The following is a 16185-nucleotide window of genomic DNA, read 5'->3' as shown; positions in this document are numbered from 1 at the left end:
CTTCCGTCGCCGGTGTGGTTACCAAGCTTGCGGATAGCGGTCGATTACCACACCGTGACGTTCGAGCTGCCGCTGCTCTGATAGCCTTCCGTCGCCAATACCTGGTACGACCAGCTGCTGCCGAGGTTCATGCCTTTGCTCTTCCAAGCGTTCACGTGGTTGGCGAACGTAATGGCCACGTTGCTGCCGGTCGGCCGCTTCGATTGACGGACGCTCCAGTACTGAGGGAACGTTTGCGTGCCGTCGATGGAAGGGGCGTTGTAGCGCATCGTCGTGTAGATGTCGTACGTGCCGCCGTCGCTCGTGACGGTGCCTTTGTACGTGCCCGTTGGTCGATACGTGCCCCAGCTGTCGACGACGTAGTATTCGATGAGCGAATTGCGTGTCCAGCCGTAGAACGTCAAATACCCGTTGCCGCTTGGAGCCCATACGCCCGCGTTGTAGTTGACCACGCGGTTCGGCGTCCCGGCATTCCAGCCTTTGCCGACGACGAAATTGCCCGTGTTCGACCAGTTGACGCTGTAGTTGCCGCCGGATCCATTGACCGCGTTGACCGTGCCGCCGCCATCCGTCCAGTTCTGCCAGTAGTCCGTCGCAGCGCTCGCGGAAGCCGCGAACGCGCTAAACCCGATGGAAGCCGCCATAATGCCCGTCAACATTTTCTTGTTCATTTTCATCATCATCAATAACCTCCTAATATGGTTGGGTTGGAACAACATGCCTGCTTTCGATTCATCTGCCGATTCGCGCTGCAATACATGTGAACCTTGCGCCGGCGTCCGTCGCCGGTTACGATCACCTCCTCGCTAGGAAAATGATAAAAGAAAGCGCATACAGTTGAACTTGAGAAATTAAAGATTAACCTATACTTATTTAAGTTTTTACAGATCATGGGATCGGGTAGGGGGGAGTCGTAGACATAAAAAGGAGCTTATGGGGCGAGAGCTGCGCCTGGCAGGTATGAGCCTTATGAAAATTTAGTTAGTTTTGTTTAGTTCATTTCTAACTTAATTCTGCTATAGTAGGTGGATATTGGAGACGAGGAGAAAACCATGACTGTGGCAAAATCAAGCAAGCTGGACCGCTTGCGGTTAGTGTTGTTATTAGGCGCTTTCTCGGCGCTCGGCCCGCTGACGATCGACATGTATTTGCCGTCGTTCCCGGAGATTACGGCCGATTTCGGGACGCAGGCTTCGCTCGTGCAGCTTAGCTTGACGGCCTGTCTGATCGGGCTGGGCTTAGGACAAATCATTATGGGGCCGCTGAGCGACGTGCACGGCAGACGCAAGCCCGTCATTATTTCGCTTGCGATCTACCTGATCGCATCATTCCTCTGCGCGATCTCGCCGAACATTTACTTCTTCATCGCGGCGCGATTCCTGCAAGGGTTCGCGGCCTCCGCGGGCATCGTCATCTCGAGAGCGATCGTGCGCGACTTGTACAGCGGGACGGAGTTGACGAAGTTCTTCTCCATGCTGATGCTGGTCAACAATCTGTTCCCGATGATCGCCCCGATGGCCGGCAGCGGCGTCATCTCGTTTACGACGTGGGTCGGCGTGTTTATCGTGCTGAGCGTCGTCGGACTGGGGCTTACGATTCTGGCCACGACGAACTTGAAGGAAACCTTGCCGGTGGAGAAACGGGTATCCGGCAATTTCGGCGAATTGGTGAGCGGTATTCGGCAGCTGATCAAAGACCGGCATTTCATCGGCTGCGCGCTCGCGCAGGGGATTATGATCGGGGGCGTATTCGCGTACGTATCCGGGACGCCGTTCGTGTATCAGAATATTTACGGCGCGTCGCCGCAGCTCTTCGCGCTGCTGTTCGCCTCCAACGGCATCAGCCTGATTATCGGTTCGCAGGTGGTCGGGCGGTTCAGCCGGGCGTTCTCGGAGCGGAATTTCGTCATTCTCGGCCTGCTGATGTCCTGCGCGGCCAGCTTGACGGCCTTGCTCGTCATTTTGCTGCAGGGGCCTTTGTTCGCGCTCGTCATCCCGCTGTTCTTCTTCGTCGCCTCGATCGGGATGACGGCGACCGCTTCGTTCGTGCTGGCGATGGGCTCGCAGAGCGAACGGGCGGGCAGCGCCTCCGCGCTGCTGGGGCTGCTGCCTTTCGTCATCGGCTCCATCACGTCGCCGCTCGTCGGCGTCGCGGGCGAGTATTCCGCCGTGCCGATGGGCGTCATCATCGTGTGCACGAGCGTGCTCGCGCTGCTCGCGTTCTTCGGCTTGGCCGGGAAGGCGACCGTGAAGGCTGCGAAGGAGCAAGCGGTGGCATAGCCGTTTCATGAAGGCGGCAATTCGCCGATCGGCGTGAGAGATCGACCTCGTTTTGAGGGCGGTCTCTTTTTTTGCGTTATCGAGCGGCTAGAGGTAGGTGTCGGATTCTTCCTGAAGGGAACGTCTGCCCCTTCCCGGGGTTGGCCCAATCGCCTCTCCGTCTCTGGCATATGCTAGTGACAGAGATAGGAAGATTCATACATTCATAGACCAATGGAGATGACAGCATGCCGAATCAATCAGAGGGAGCCGGTGCGTCAGGCATCCGGATCGACGTTCTTATTCCTGCGATTAGCAAAGATCTGAAGACGCTGCCGCACGTCGTGGAGGCGGTGCGCCGCCACGCGCGTCATCCGATCGGCGAGGTCGTCATCGTCGCGCCGCGCGAGGAATCCATCGTGTCCGCCTGCCGCGCTCACGGATGGCGATTCGTGGACGAGAATACGGTGCTGCCGATTACGAAGAAGCACATTCACTACCGTTCGGCACGCTGGGAGCGCTCGGGCTGGCTCTTCCAGCAGCTGCTGAAGCTAAGCGGCGATAAGCTTGTGCAATCGGAGCATTTTCTCGTCATCGACGCGGACACGGTGCTGATCAGGCCGCACCGATTCCATACTGGAGGCCGCACGACGTTCTACACGCGGGGCTGGAGCCAGCCGGAATATTTCCGCACCTACCGGAAGCTGATGGGAAGAGAGGCTTCGTCGCCGCGGTCCTTGGTCACCCATTACATGCTGTTCGAGAAAAGCAAGCTGCGCGAGCTGAAGCGCATCATCGAAGCCAGACACGGCGCGCCCTGGTACAGAGCCATCATCGACAGCATCGACCGGACTAAGCAATTCGGCTTCAGCGAATACGAGACTTACGGCAACTACGTGTATACCCGTTATCCGGATCGCGTCCGCTTGCTTCCGGCCCGCAACCGCGCGCTTGAAGCCCGCGTGGACCGGATGACGGATCGGCGCTATAAGAAACTGGCGGCGCGGTATCGATCTGTCAGCTTCCATGAGCGTAAAGGCTATGTCCGGAGCGCGGAGTCCCGTACCGCGGCTCGCCCACGACCTCAGAGCGCAATCCGGGCGATGCGCGGCAAGACGGCCAAGCCGGCAGCCGCGCGCAGGGGCTGAGCGGATGGCGACGAACAAACCTGGCAAAGCGAGAGTGGCAGGCAGCGGCGTGGCGGAGTCGGGCGGTTCCGGGCGATCGCCGCGCTACCGGGTGTACTGGCACGGCCCCCTTCACCGCAAAGGAGGGCTGGGCGGAGCCAGCAAGGCTTATGCGCGGGCGCTTCGACGGCAAGGCATACCGGTTCGCGCCAGCTCATCCCGGAAAGTGAAGCGGCCGATCGCCGCCGATCGCGGGAAGCGCGTGCTGGTCTATCACTATCCGCCGCATACGATGAACCCCGCGCGCGCGAAGGGGCTTGGCTACAATAAGGTCGTGCTGAACACGGTGTGGGAGACGACGCGGATTCCAGCCCGCTGGCGCCAAGCGATGAACCGCTATGACGCCGTGCTGGTGCCGAGTCGCCATAACTTGAGGGCGATGCAGGACAGCGGCGTCAAAGTACCCGTGTATGTGGCGCCGCACGGCGTAAATACCCGGGCCTATCGCCCCTCCAATCCGCCTGCCCGACTGCCCGGCGGCAGGGGGCGGTTCGTGTTCCTCTCCGTCTTCGGCTTCCAGCATCGCAAAAATCCGGAAGCGCTGCTCCGCGCGTACTGGGAGGAATTTACGGAGGCGGACAACGTGCTGCTAGTTATCAAGACGAACGGGTGCGGCCCCGGCGAGGACGGCACATGGATCCGGAGCCGGATCAGCCGTTACCGTGCTTCGCTTTCGATACCCCATCGCACGGCGCCGCTGCTGCTCTTGACCCGTCATCTGGACAGCCGGGAGCTCAAAGGTCTCTATACCGCGGCGCATGCATTCGTGCTCCCTACCCGGGGCGAGGGTGTCGGCATGCCGTTCATGGAAGCGATGGCGAGCGGCATTCCAGCGGTCGCGACCGCATGGGGCGGGCAGATGGACTTCTTGACGCCATCGAATGCCTTCCTCGTCCCTTACCGGCTTGAACGGCCCGCGGTCTCCATGGGCAAGCGGTCCGCGATTTCCCGTTCCTTCCGCGAAATATTCGCGGAGAAGGATCAGCTGTGGGCCGAGGCCGACCTTGGCATGCTGAAGATGCAAATGCGCCGCGCCTATGCGAATCCTTCGCTCTGCCGGGAGAAGGGAAGGCTGGCGCGCCGGGACATGAAGGCCCTTGGCTGGAAAGCGGCCGGGCGCGCCATGGCATCCGCGCTGGACCGGGTCGCGGCGGGTGCCGTCAGTCGGCGGGAGGCGCCTCTGGCCGACGGGACGGCGCGGAAGCGGCAGGCCAGGAAGAAGACGGCCGTGCCGAACGCAGTAAGGGCCGGGCGAGATCGCGCAGGGGAGCCGGCACAGCACCGCCGCCCGTGGATGGGCAGCCGCTTCAGGCAGTCCCCCCGCTAGGCGCGGTCAGGTAGAGAAAGGAGGCGTGGCATAACGTTGCGGATCGTGCTGTTATCCGGAGGATCGGGCAAGCGGCTGTGGCCGCTGTCCAACGAAATTCGGTCCAAGTTGTTCTTGAAGCTGCTGCCGGGCGAGGATGGCCAGGCGGAATCAATGATGCAGCGCGTCTGCCGTCAGCTTGCGGCGGCCGGTCTGCTCGAGCGGGCCGTCATCGTGACCCATCGCAGCCAGACGGAGATCACGCGCGGACACGCCGGGGCAGACATCCCGATTATCGAGGAGCCGCTCAAGCGGGGGACGTATGCAGCTATCGCGCTGGCCTGTTCGTATCTATCGGCTAAGATGAATGCCGCGCCGGACGAGACGATTCTCGTGCTGCCGGTCGATCTGTTCGTGGAGCCGTCCTTCTTCCGCGTGCTGAGCCAGCTTCCGGAAGCGCTGCGGCAGGCGGATGCCGACATCGGGCTGATCGGCACCCCGCCTTCCCATCCTTCAAGCCAATACGGCTACATGGTGCCGAAGCGCAGATCGGCTTCCGGACGCAGGGGGCGTACCGTCCCCGCGTCCTCCGGAGCGGGCAGTACGGACGCGCTAAGCTGGATCGGGATCGAGCGGTTCACCGAGAAGCCCGAACCGCCTGCCGCCGCCAAGCTGATGAAGCAGGGCGCGCTCTGGAATTGCGGTGTGTTCGCCTTTCGGTTAGAGCATATGTTGGAGCGAATGCGAGGGGAAGGACTGCCGACGGCGCCGGGGGAGTGGGCGGACAAGTACGCCGGCCTGCCCGAGGCGAGCTTCGACGAGAAAGTCGTCGAGCGATCCGCGCGCAGAATCGCGCTGGTCTATGAGGGGCCATGGCAGGATCTCGGCAGCTGGGAGACGTTCGCGCGGCAGATGGAGGCGCGGCGGATCGGCCCGGGACACGTCGGCGAGAATTCGCCGAATACGCACCTGGTCAATGAGCTCGATCGTCCGATCTATGTCGTCGGGGTGCCGGACGCCATCGTCGCGGCAAGTCCGGACGGCATTCTCGTCGCGAGCAAGAGCGACGCCAATCTCGTCAAATCGCTGTTGGGCGAGGAAGCGCGCATGCCCATGTACGAGGAGAAACGATGGGGCGTCTGCCGGACGCTCGATTACGTCGAGACGGCGCAGGGCGGCGTGCTCACGCGGCGGGTCGAGCTGCATCCGGGCGGCCGGACCAGCTACCATTCGCATGCGGGGAAAGAGGAAGTGTGGACGGTGCTGTCCGGGCAGGGGCGCTACATCCTGGAGGATCGAATCCACGCGGTAGGCCCGGGCGACGTCATGCGATTCCCGCCCGGCGCGCGCCATGGCGTACAGGCGGACACGGCGCTGCTGTGCGTGCAGGTCGAGATCGGCCAGGTGCGGGACGACACGGACATCGTGCGGCTGTCGACGACCTGGTAGAGGTCGAGATATAATACAAGCATATCGATCGAGCTAGCTCCATCGCTTCCAAGTGTCGACTAGAAAACTAGAGACATGGCAGGTCTATTCTGCCATGTCTTTTTTCATTGTTTAAGTAACTATGATTGATTTAGATAAGTGGAAAACGTAAAGCGTGTCCGCGCAAGCGGACAACCTGCATGATACCATCCCAAGGCTGAACGTAACTACTTCAAACCCCATTGAAGCTTTGTCCGCTAGGACAAAAGCGTGCCAACACGGACGCCACCGCCAACCGCGAACAAATGTGAAAGCACGAAATAGGGAGTCCAGAGGGCAAAGCCCTTTGGAGCCTCCTCGGCGGAGGAGGTGGGAGGAGGGAGCAACAAAAGTGGGATCAAAGGGGCGGAGCCCTCTTAACCTGACAGCATTGCAGCGGAGGGGGAAGGGGGAGGGAGCAACAAAAGTGGGATCAAAGGGGGAGCGAGAAAAAGCATGAAGGATCTAGGTCACGAATACGCAGATATTCTATTCTACACGCCGAGCGAGTTTGAGAAGCTGGGCGGCCTGTGGCCGCTTCGCACCGGGCACAACGTGGCAAAGGCCAACTACAGCGTGGGGCCGAGGGTAATCGAATGTTTTTCCTTTCATTTCGTGCTGAGCGGCGCGGTTACGCTGTCCACGGCGGGAGAGACCGTCACCTTGACGAAGGACAGCATGTTCTGCCTCTTCCCGGACGTGAAGCACAGCTACTGGGTGTCGCGATACGACGCCGAACAGCCGCTGCGGCTGCGCTGGCTGGCGTTCACGGGCGCGCAGGCGGAGCTATTGGTGAGGCGAATCGGGCTGACGGAGCGCAAGCCGTATATGCGCAGCAAGCTCACGGCCGAGCTGGCCGAGCTCTTGGAGAGCTGCATGCAGCGGATGAACAGCGCGCAGAACGAAGGGGATTTGCAGCTGCAGATCATGCTGTACCGGCTGTTCGAGCTGCTGTCGCGGCCGCTCCCGCATGCGGTAGAGGACAAGGATTGGCTGCACGCTTGCTTGCGGCACATGGAGACGCATTACGCCGAAGGCATCACGGTCGCGGACGTCGCGCAATTCGCCCGGATGAACCGCTCTCATCTGTCCAGCCGGTTCAAGGACAGCGTCGGCATGAGCCCGCGGGATTATTTGATCAAGCTGCGGATGGAGCGCGCGGGCGACATGCTGCGGAGCCGGACGCTGTCCGTCACCGAAATCTCGCATTCGCTCGGCTATACGGATTTGTATACGTTCTCAAGGGCGTTCGGCACGTACTACGGGATGTCGCCTTCGAAATACCGCGCACAGCTCTTCCAACCGAACAAAATGCTAAATGAGTGACAACGAAATGTCATTTCTATTTACCGCCCGGTACATTATGCTAAATATAGTACTTAAAACCTACTATATAACTTAGAATACTATGATATTGGGGAGGCGGCAGTAGATGAGCAGCCATTGGAGAAAAACGACGTTAGGCGCGGTGATCGCATTCGGTGTCGTGCTTGCGGGGTGCAGTTCGGAGTCGAACACGGACGCGAAGGCGGATGCGAATGCGAATGCGAACGGGGAGAACAAGCCTAAGGGAGAGGCGGCGGTGGACGTGAGCAAAACGGGCTTCCCGATCGTCGCGCAGCCGATCGTGCAGAAGATGTTCGCCCGAATCGCGCCGGTGAACGGTCCGTTCAAGGATATGCCCGTTTTCCAAGATTATGAGAAGCTGAGCTACGTGCAGGCGGACTTCACCGAGGTGCCGACGGACGGTTTTCAGGAGAAGAAGAATTTATTGTTCGCCGCCAACGAGCTCCCGGATGTCCTGTTCCGCGCCGGATTGACGCCGCTCGAGACGATCCGTTACGGCACGGCCGGCCAGCTCATTCCGCTGGAGACGCTGATCGACGATTACGCGCCGAATTTCAAGAAATTGATGGACCAATATCCGGAGATCCGCTCCGCCATTACGACGCCGGAAGGCCATATTTATTCGCTCCCGACGATCGTGACGCTCGGCGCGGCGCGGACGGACAAGAAGTGGATCAATCAGGCTTGGCTGAAGAAGCTGAACCTGAAGGAGCCCGAGACGACGGAGGATCTGTACAACGTGCTCGTCGCGTTCCGGGACGGCGATCCGAACGGCAACGGCAAGCCGGACGAAATTCCGATGACGGCGCGCGCGAGCGGCGGGCCGGGGCTTGGTCTGCCGGTCGTCGCCATGATGAGCGGATCGTTCGGCCTGGACAATCAGCTCGGCTACAACATCAACCTGACGGACGGCAAGGTGGACATCTGGATGGGCAGCGAGCGCAACAAGGAGCTGCTGCAATATTTGAACAAGCTCTACAGCGAGAAGCTGCTCGATCCCGAGGTGTTCTCGCATAAGGAAGCGGATTATCTCGCCAAGCAAGGATCGGGCAACGCGGGCTTCTTCTTCGACCAGACGAACAATCCGTTCCTCGAAATCGCCGATCAATATACGGGCATCGCGCCGCTCGAGGGTCCGCACGGGGACCGGCTGCAGAGCCAAGGCGCGCCGGTGCCGCGGGACTTCGGCTCGTTCGCGATCACCTCGGTCAACAAGACGCCGGAAGCCGCGCTGCGCTGGGTCGATTATTTCTATAGCGACGAGGGCTCGACGCTGCTCCGGTTCGGGCGGGAGGGCGAGCATTACGAGCTGAAGAACGGCATGCCGTACTACAAAGAGGAGTTCCTCAAGTCGGGCAACCAGGCGAAAATCACGCCGTATGCCGGCGGCGGGGCGCCGCATCTGATCAGCGAGAAGGTCGCGTCCTTCATTAACCCGCCGCAGGTGCAGGAAGCGCAGAAGAAGCTGGACCCGTACATGCCGAAGATCCGCTACGCCGCCCCGATGTTCGACGAAGAGACGGCCCGGAAGGTCGACGTGCTCCGCACCGACATCGATAAGTATTACGAGGAGCAAAGCACCAAATTCATCGCGGGCGCCATCAGCTTCGACGAATGGGACAAATTCGAGGCGACGCTTGCCAAGATGAACCTCGACGAGCTGGAGCAGCTTTACCAGACGGCCTTTGACGCCATGAAGAAATAGACCACGGGAGGAGCAAGCCTATGAAGACGGCGCAGGCCGGGCGGGCAACCGCCGCCGCACCATCCCGTTCGCGATCCGCTCCGCGGCTGCTCAAGCAGGCGGCCAAGCGATACGATCTCTACCTGATGCTTCTGCTGCCGGTCGCCTGGTACGTGATCTTTCATTACGGGCCGCTGTACGGGCTGCAGATCGCGTTCAAGCATTTCAATCCGGCGAAAGGAATCATGGGCAGCGACTGGGCGGGCTTCGAGCACTTCGAACGGTTCTTTAACTCGTATTACTTCTGGCGGCTGCTGTGGAATACGCTCTCCATCAACCTGTTCTCGCTGCTGATCGCCTTCCCGATCCCGATCTTCCTCGCTCTGCTGATCAACGAAATTCCGAGCAAGGCGTTCGGCAAGTGGCTGCAAAATATCACCTACCTCCCGCACTTCATCTCGATCGTCGTCATCGTCGGCATGCTGACGCTGTTCCTCTCGCCCAAGGGCGGGCCGGTCAACGGGCTCATCGAGACGTTCGGGGGCGAGCCGATCCGCTTTCTGGAGGAAGCGGGCTGGTTCAAGACGATCTTCATCGGCTCGAACATCTGGCAGAACATGGGGTGGCAGTCGATTATTTATATCGCGGCGCTCAGCGGCGTCAATCCGCAGCTGTACGAGGCGGCCAAGATGGACGGAGCCTCCCGGCTGCGGCGCATCTGGCACGTCTCGCTGCCCGGAATCGTGCCGGTCATCGTCATTCTGCTCATCCTAGACATCGGCCACTTCATGAATATCGGCTTCGAGAAGGTGCTGCTCATGCAAAACAATTTGAATCTCGAATCGAGCGACGTCATCTCGACGTTCGTGTACACGACGGGCATTCTCAAAGGGGAATACAGCTATACGGCGGCGATCGGACTGTTCAATTCGGTCATTAATCTCGCGCTGCTGCTGCTGGTGAACCGATTTGCGCGCAAGACGTCCGAGACGAGTCTGTGGTAAAAGGAGGCGACCCCATGCCTAAGCCAACTGCGGTCCGCCGCCAGTCGGAGGAGCGGATATTCAACGCGGCGGTGTATGCCGTCGCATGCATCATTATCGCCGTCGTGCTGTACCCGCTGTTGTTCGTCGTCAGCGCCTCGTTCAGCGATCCGGCGAAGGTGCTCGCCGGGGAGGTCTGGCTGCTCCCGAAGGGCGTCTCGGTGGAGGCATATACGAATATTTTGCAGAACGAGAAATTGTGGATCGGCTATCGCAATTCGATCCTCTACGCTTCGGTCGGCACGGCCATCAACCTGATCATGACGATCTTGGCGGCTTATCCGCTGTCGCGGCCGGATCTGCCGGGGCGCAAGGCGCTCATGCTGTTCATTACGCTCACCATGTTCTTCGGCGGCGGGCTCATCCCGACTTACTTGCTCGTCAAGTCGCTCGGCATGGTCGATACGATGTGGGCGCTCATCGTCCCCGGCGCGATCTCGACGTACAATCTGATCGTCATGCGCACGTATTTTCAGTCGAGCATCCCGTGGGAGCTGCAGGAAGCGGCGCTCATCGACGGCTGCACGAACTGGCGGCTGCTGTGGAACATCATCCTGCCGCTGTCCAAGCCGATTATCGCCGTCATGGCGCTGTTCTATGCGGTCGGCCATTGGAATTCGTTCTTCAACGCGCTGATCTACATTCGCAATGAATCGTTATATCCGCTGCAGCTCATTTTGCGCGAAATCTTGATGATCAGCCAATCCGACGCCATCGACGGCAACGTCGGGCTGGAGGACAAAATTTTGCTGGCCGAAAGCATCAAATACGCGGTCATCATCATCTCCAGCCTGCCGGTCTGGCTGATGTATCCGTTCGTGCAGCGCCACTTCGTCAAAGGCGTCATGATCGGGTCGGTCAAAGGCTAACACATTTCGGGAGGTAGAGGTTCATGACGAACGCGAGAATTACGATCGACGGCGGGGCCAGGAGCGGGCATACGATCAACCCGTTCTTGTTCGGCCACTTCGTGGAAGATATTCGCGACCATATGGACGCGATGCTCGCTTATCCGCTCCAGGATATGGATTTCGAAAGCGAAGCCCGCGCGGGGGCCTTGGTATCCGGCAGCTGGAGCGCCTATACGAACGGACGGAATACGCGCTATGCCCTCGAATCGCCGGCCCCTCGGCATTCGGGCCGCGCCCAGCGCATTCACATCCGAAGCGACGACGAGGCGTATGCCGGCCTGGCGCAGCGCGTCGCGCTTAAGGGGCCGCTCGCCTACGAGGTACGCTTGGTCGCGCGAGCTTCGATCGAGCTCCGCTATGTGCTCGTCGAAGCGGTCGACCGGCGCTCGGAGGAGCAGCTCGGCTTGGTCCGCATCGACCTGGGCAGCCATAATTGGCGGACATACGAGGCTAGGCTGGACATCGTCCGCGCCTGTGCCGATGCCGAGCTCCGCGTCTATGTGCCGGCCGAGCACCCGAGGTGGCGCGATCACGTGTCGACCGGCATGCTCTGGCTCGACCATGTGTCGCTGCTGCCCGAGGATCACGTCGGCGAGGTGAAGCGCGAGGTCGTCGAGATGGCCCGGCCGCTGAACGCGGGCATGATGCGGCTCGCGGGGAATTACATCAGCGCCTACCATTGGGAGGATGGCGTAGGTCCCGTGCTGGAGCGGCCTGTCAATTACAACGAAGCGTGGGGCGGATGGGCGAGCAAATATTTCGGCACGGACGAATTCATCCGGTTCTGCCGCGTGCTTGGCGTCGAGCCGCTCATCTGCGTGAATGACGGCTCCGGTACGCCGGAGGAAGCAGCCCGGTGGGTCGAATACTGCAACGGCGGCGCCGATACCCCGATGGGCGCGCGCCGCGCGGCGAACGGGCATCCCGAGCCGTACAACGTCCGGTATTGGGAGATCGGCAACGAAGTGTGGGGAGAGTGGCAGGTCGGGACATGTTCCGCGGAGGTATTCGCGGAACGCTATCTCTCGTTCGCGCAGGCCATGAAGGCGGCAGACCCTTCGGTTATTCTGCTCGCTTGCGGGCACACCGACCAGGCGTGGAACCGGACGTTGCTCGACATCGCCGGCGAGTATATGGATTATTTGACCTTGCATCTGTACCACGGCTACGGACGGTTCGGGATGAACCGGGACGCCGACGCGGAGGAGCGGTACAAGGCGATCGCGTCCTATCCGGAATGGACCCGGGACAACATTCGCCAGACGCAGACGCAGATTCGCGCGCATGCCAAGCACCGTCACGTGAAGCTGGCTATTACCGAGTACAACACGATGTATTATCCGAACACGATCCGCAAGGGGCTGCCGGACGAGCACACGCTGGGAGCCGCGGTCGCGAACGCGGCGAATTTGAACGAGATGCTGCGATGCAGCGACATCGTCGACATCGGCAGCTTCTCCGATCTCGTGAACGGTTGGCTCGGAGGCTGTATTCGGGTAGGCGACTATTATGCGGATCAATACTGCGGCAAAGTGCCGGGGTGGAGCGGCCATCCGCTGACCGTATACGGGACGCCTACCTATGAAGTGCTGAAGCTGTATGCGGGCCGGGACATCCGGCGGATGCTGCACGCCGAAGCCGACTGCGGCACGTTCGCGGTCCAGACCGCCAAGCCGGCGCCGGTCGCATTGGACGCGCTGCCCGATCTGGACGTCGCCGCCTGCGCGAGCGAGGACGGACGCGTCGTCACCGTCTTCATCGTCAACCGCAGCCTGCGGGAGGTGACGGCCGAGCTGAGCTTGCGCGGCCTCGAGCCCGAGGCCGACGCGGTGCTGCATGAGATAACGGGCGAGTCCGTCGACGACATCAACTCCGTCTTCGCCCCCGATCGCATCCATGCGCGGGAACGCGTCGTGTCGGTAGAGACCTGGACGCGCGGCGGATACCCGCTGCGCCCCGCCTCGGTGTATGCGCTCGAGCTTAGAGCGAAGAACGGGGGAGGAGATGCGGAGGAATGGCGGAGAGGAACGCGCGAACGGAGGGGGACACAAGCATGAGCAAACCGAATATTCTGTTGATCACAAGCGATCAGCAGCATTGGAATACGATCGGCGCATTCAATCCGGAGCTGCGGACGCCGAATTTGGATCGGTTGGCCCGGGAAGGGACGACGTTCGACCGGGCGTATTGTCCGAGCCCGGTCTGCACGCCCAGCCGGTCGTCGATCATTACGGGCATGTATCCGAGCCAGCACGGCGCGTGGACGCTCGGAACGAAGCTGCTCGAGGACCGTCATACGGTAGGCGAGGACTTGCAGGCCAGCGGCTACCGGACCGCGCTGATCGGGAAGGCACATTTTCAGCCGCTCATGGGGACCGATGAATATCCGTCGCTGGAAGCGTATCCGCTGCTGCAGGATTTGGAATTCTGGCGCTCCTTCCACGGGCCATACTATGGCTTCGATCATGTGGAGCTGGCGCGCAATCATACGAACGAAGCGCATGTCGGCCAGCATTACGCCCTTTGGATGGAGGAGAAGGGCTGTACGAATTGGCGGGATTATTTCCTGCCGCCGACCGGCACGATGGATCCTTCCGTGACGCACACGTGGGCGATACCGGAGGCGTACCATTACGATACGTGGATCGCGGAGCGCACGAACGCTCGGCTGGAGCATTATCGCGATCAAGAGGAGCCGTTCTTCCTGTGGGCGAGCTTCTTCGATCCGCACCCCGATTATTTGGTCCCCGAGCCTTGGGATAAGCTGTACGATCCGAATGCGCTGACGATCCCCGCGGTCTCGGACGGCGAGCATGACCGGAATCCGCCGCATTTTCGGATGACGCAGGAGTCGGAGCCGGACTTCGACCACTTGAAGGAGACCGGGCACGGCATCCACGGCTACCGCTCGCATCTGGTGCCCGAGGACGAAGCCAAGCAGCTGGTCGCCACCTACTATGGCATGATCAGCCTGATGGACAAATATATCGGGAAGATTCTCGACAAGCTCGATGAGCTGGGACTCGCCGACAATACCATCGTCGTCTTTACGACCGATCACGGTCATTTCTTCGGCCAGCACGGGCTTCAGCACAAAGGCGGGTTTCATTACGAGGATTTGATCCGGCTGCCGTTCCTCGTGCGGTATCCCGGACAGGTGCCGGCGGGCGCCCGTAATCCGGCGATCCAGTCGCTGGTCGATCTGGCGCCGACCTTCCTGTCGCTGTGCGGCATACAGCCGCCGCCCGGCATGACCGGCGTCGATCAGAGCGCCGTGTGGCGGGGGTTCCAATCGTCGGCGCGCGACCACGTGCTGTGCGAATTCCGACACGAGCCGACGACGATTCATCAGAAGACGTACGTCGACGCCCGCTATAAGCTGACGGTCTACTACCGCCAGACGTATGGCGAGCTGTTCGATCTGCAAGAGGACCCGGGCGAGCTCCGCAACCGGTGGGACGATCCGGATTACGCCGCGCTGAAGTCGGAGCTGCTGCTAAAATACGCCTGGGCGGAGCTTGGCAAGGAAGCGATGCCGATGCCGCGCATTTGGCATGCGTAGGCGGGGGGGACAGACTAGAGCAGTCAAGGGTTAGCGCTTTTTCAAGAGGTCGCCAAGCACGCTTTGGACGGCCTCTTTGGCCATACGGCCATCATTTTGCGGGCAAATGACAAGAGGGACGGCGATGAAGCAGACGTAAGCGTCCTACAGCCCCGTGTGGGCCATTCAACCAAATCGCAGTGGTGAAAAGTAAAAACGGCCGTTATCATGAGAATTAGAATCTCATGGAATGGAGCCGTCAGCGATGCTTGTAAATGCCGGAAAACGCGGTCTACATGGGGGTGCGACGCGATGAACCCGCCAACTCCAGTAATGGCCGCGAAACTTTATATTCCCTCGCCAAGGGTGAAGGCCGTCCATAGACCGCGTTTGATCGAACGATTGAACGAAGGGCTGGATCGCAAGCTGACCCTGATCTCGGCCTCCGCCGGTTTCGGCAAGACGACGCTGGCCGGCGCGTGGGCCGCCGGCTGTCCGCGGCCGCTCGCCTGGCTGACGCTGGACGAAGGAGACAACGAGGTTTCGCGTTTCTTGACCCACGTGGTCGCCGCGCTGAAGACGATCTCGGAGCCAATCGGAGACGACGTCCTGCGCCTGCTCCAATCGGAGCGGCCGCCTTCGGCCGAATCGATGCTCGCCATGGTGCTGAACGACCTGTCTCGCCTTGCGTTTCCCTTCGTGCTCGTGCTGGACGATTATCACGTCCTAAGCGCGCGGCCGGTCACCGAATGCATGAATGTTCTGCTTGAGCATGCGCCGCTGTCGATGCATCTGGTCATCGTCACGCGTGAAAATCCGCCGTTCCCGTTAGGACGGCTGCGCGCCCGGGGGCACTTGACCGAGCTGCGCGCCGCCGATTTGTGCTTCACGCGGGAAGAGGCGGCCGAGTTCTTGCGGGAGATGGTGGGCTTCAGCCTTACGGCCGGACAAATCGCCTCGCTGGAAAGCCGAACCGAAGGCTGGATCGCGGGTCTTCAGCTGGCGGCGCTCTCGATGCGGGGACGCGAGGACATTACCGCCTTCATTCGGGCCTTCGCCGGGGACAACCGCTACATCGTGGACTATCTCGTCGAAGAGGTTCTGGAGCGCTTGCCCGAAGAGATGCGGGATTTTCTGCTTCACACCTCGATCCTCGATCGGCTGCACGGCCCGCTGTGCGATGCCGTTACCGGGCAGGAAGGCGGAAGCGCGAGGCTCCGGCATCTGGAGGAGGGAAACTTCTTTGTCGTCGCGCTGGACGACGCGCGGCAATGGTATCGCTACCATCATCTTTTCGCCGAGGTGCTCTCCGCGCATTTGAAGGCGGACCGGCCCGAGCGGGCAGCCGAGCTACATTGACGCGCGAGCGCGTGGCACGAACGCCACGGCTCGGGCGACGAAGCGATCCGTCACGCGCTGGCCGGAGCGGATTACGCGCGGG

The 16185-nt window shown here is 60.9% G+C and carries 12 protein-coding genes; 11 read left to right on the top strand and 1 reads right to left on the bottom strand.

Features of this window, described 5'->3' with window-relative positions; genetic code table 11:
- Positions 1 to 44 precede the first annotated feature (44 nt).
- Entirely contained in the window at positions 45 to 680 is a 636-nt protein-coding gene (locus ACFSKT_RS11725) for a glycoside hydrolase family 11 protein (RefSeq protein WP_377721967.1), read from the bottom strand.
- Between the two features lie 372 nt (positions 681 to 1052).
- On the opposite strand from ACFSKT_RS11725, the gene ACFSKT_RS11720 reads away from it, so the two are divergent.
- The 11 genes from ACFSKT_RS11720 to ACFSKT_RS11670 all read left to right on the top strand — a co-directional run bounded on the left by ACFSKT_RS11720 (position 1053) and on the right by ACFSKT_RS11670 (position 16103).
- On the top strand, positions 1053 to 2279 hold the full coding sequence (locus ACFSKT_RS11720) for a multidrug effflux MFS transporter (RefSeq protein WP_377721192.1): 1227 nt from the start codon (positions 1053 to 1055) through the stop codon (positions 2277 to 2279).
- Positions 2280 to 2506: 227 nt separating this feature from the next.
- The gene (locus ACFSKT_RS11715) at positions 2507 to 3406 is read left to right on the top strand and encodes a DUF6492 family protein (RefSeq protein ID WP_377721191.1); all 900 of its coding nucleotides are present in this window, start codon (positions 2507 to 2509) and stop codon (positions 3404 to 3406) included.
- Positions 3407 to 3410: 4 nt separating this feature from the next.
- A complete protein-coding gene (locus tag ACFSKT_RS11710; RefSeq protein WP_377721190.1) occupies positions 3411 to 4772 on the top strand; it encodes a glycosyltransferase in 1362 nt (453 codons plus the stop codon).
- A gap of 45 nt (positions 4773 to 4817) precedes the next feature.
- Positions 4818 to 6200: a sugar phosphate nucleotidyltransferase gene (locus ACFSKT_RS11705; protein ID WP_377721966.1), complete on the top strand. Its 1383-nt coding sequence runs from the start codon at positions 4818 to 4820 to the stop codon at positions 6198 to 6200.
- A 474-nt stretch (positions 6201 to 6674) separates the two neighbouring features.
- Positions 6675 to 7544, top strand: coding sequence for an AraC family transcriptional regulator (locus tag ACFSKT_RS11700; RefSeq protein WP_377721189.1), 870 nt, complete (start codon positions 6675 to 6677; stop codon positions 7542 to 7544).
- Positions 7545 to 7650: 106 nt separating this feature from the next.
- Complete coding sequence (locus ACFSKT_RS11695) at positions 7651 to 9270, top strand: extracellular solute-binding protein (protein ID WP_377721188.1); 1620 nt, start codon at positions 7651 to 7653, stop codon at positions 9268 to 9270.
- 20 nt (positions 9271 to 9290) lie between these two features.
- A complete protein-coding gene (locus ACFSKT_RS11690; RefSeq protein WP_377721187.1) occupies positions 9291 to 10253 on the top strand; it encodes an ABC transporter permease in 963 nt (320 codons plus the stop codon).
- A 14-nt stretch (positions 10254 to 10267) separates the two neighbouring features.
- Complete coding sequence (locus tag ACFSKT_RS11685) at positions 10268 to 11161, top strand: carbohydrate ABC transporter permease (RefSeq protein ID WP_377721186.1); 894 nt, start codon at positions 10268 to 10270, stop codon at positions 11159 to 11161.
- Positions 11162 to 11184: 23 nt separating this feature from the next.
- Positions 11185 to 13260 carry an alpha-L-arabinofuranosidase C-terminal domain-containing protein gene (locus ACFSKT_RS11680; RefSeq protein ID WP_377721185.1) on the top strand — a complete coding sequence of 692 codons (2076 nt, stop codon included), beginning with the start codon at positions 11185 to 11187 and terminating at the stop codon, positions 13258 to 13260.
- A complete protein-coding gene (locus tag ACFSKT_RS11675) occupies positions 13257 to 14765 on the top strand; it encodes a sulfatase family protein (protein WP_377721184.1) in 1509 nt (502 codons plus the stop codon). Before ACFSKT_RS11680 ends, ACFSKT_RS11675 begins: the two co-directional genes overlap by 4 nt.
- Positions 14766 to 15056: 291 nt before the next feature.
- Positions 15057 to 16103 carry a winged helix-turn-helix domain-containing protein gene (locus ACFSKT_RS11670; protein ID WP_377721183.1) on the top strand — a complete coding sequence of 349 codons (1047 nt, stop codon included), beginning with the start codon at positions 15057 to 15059 and terminating at the stop codon, positions 16101 to 16103.
- Positions 16104 to 16185: the final 82 nt, after the last annotated feature.

Origin of the sequence: Paenibacillus xanthanilyticus (assembly GCF_042682185.1) — a bacterium.
Lineage (GTDB): Bacteria > Bacillota > Bacilli > Paenibacillales > Paenibacillaceae > Paenibacillus_Z > Paenibacillus_Z xanthanilyticus.
The sequence above is the reverse complement of the archived record's forward strand: the minus strand, read 5'-3'. Positions and strand labels throughout refer to the sequence as shown.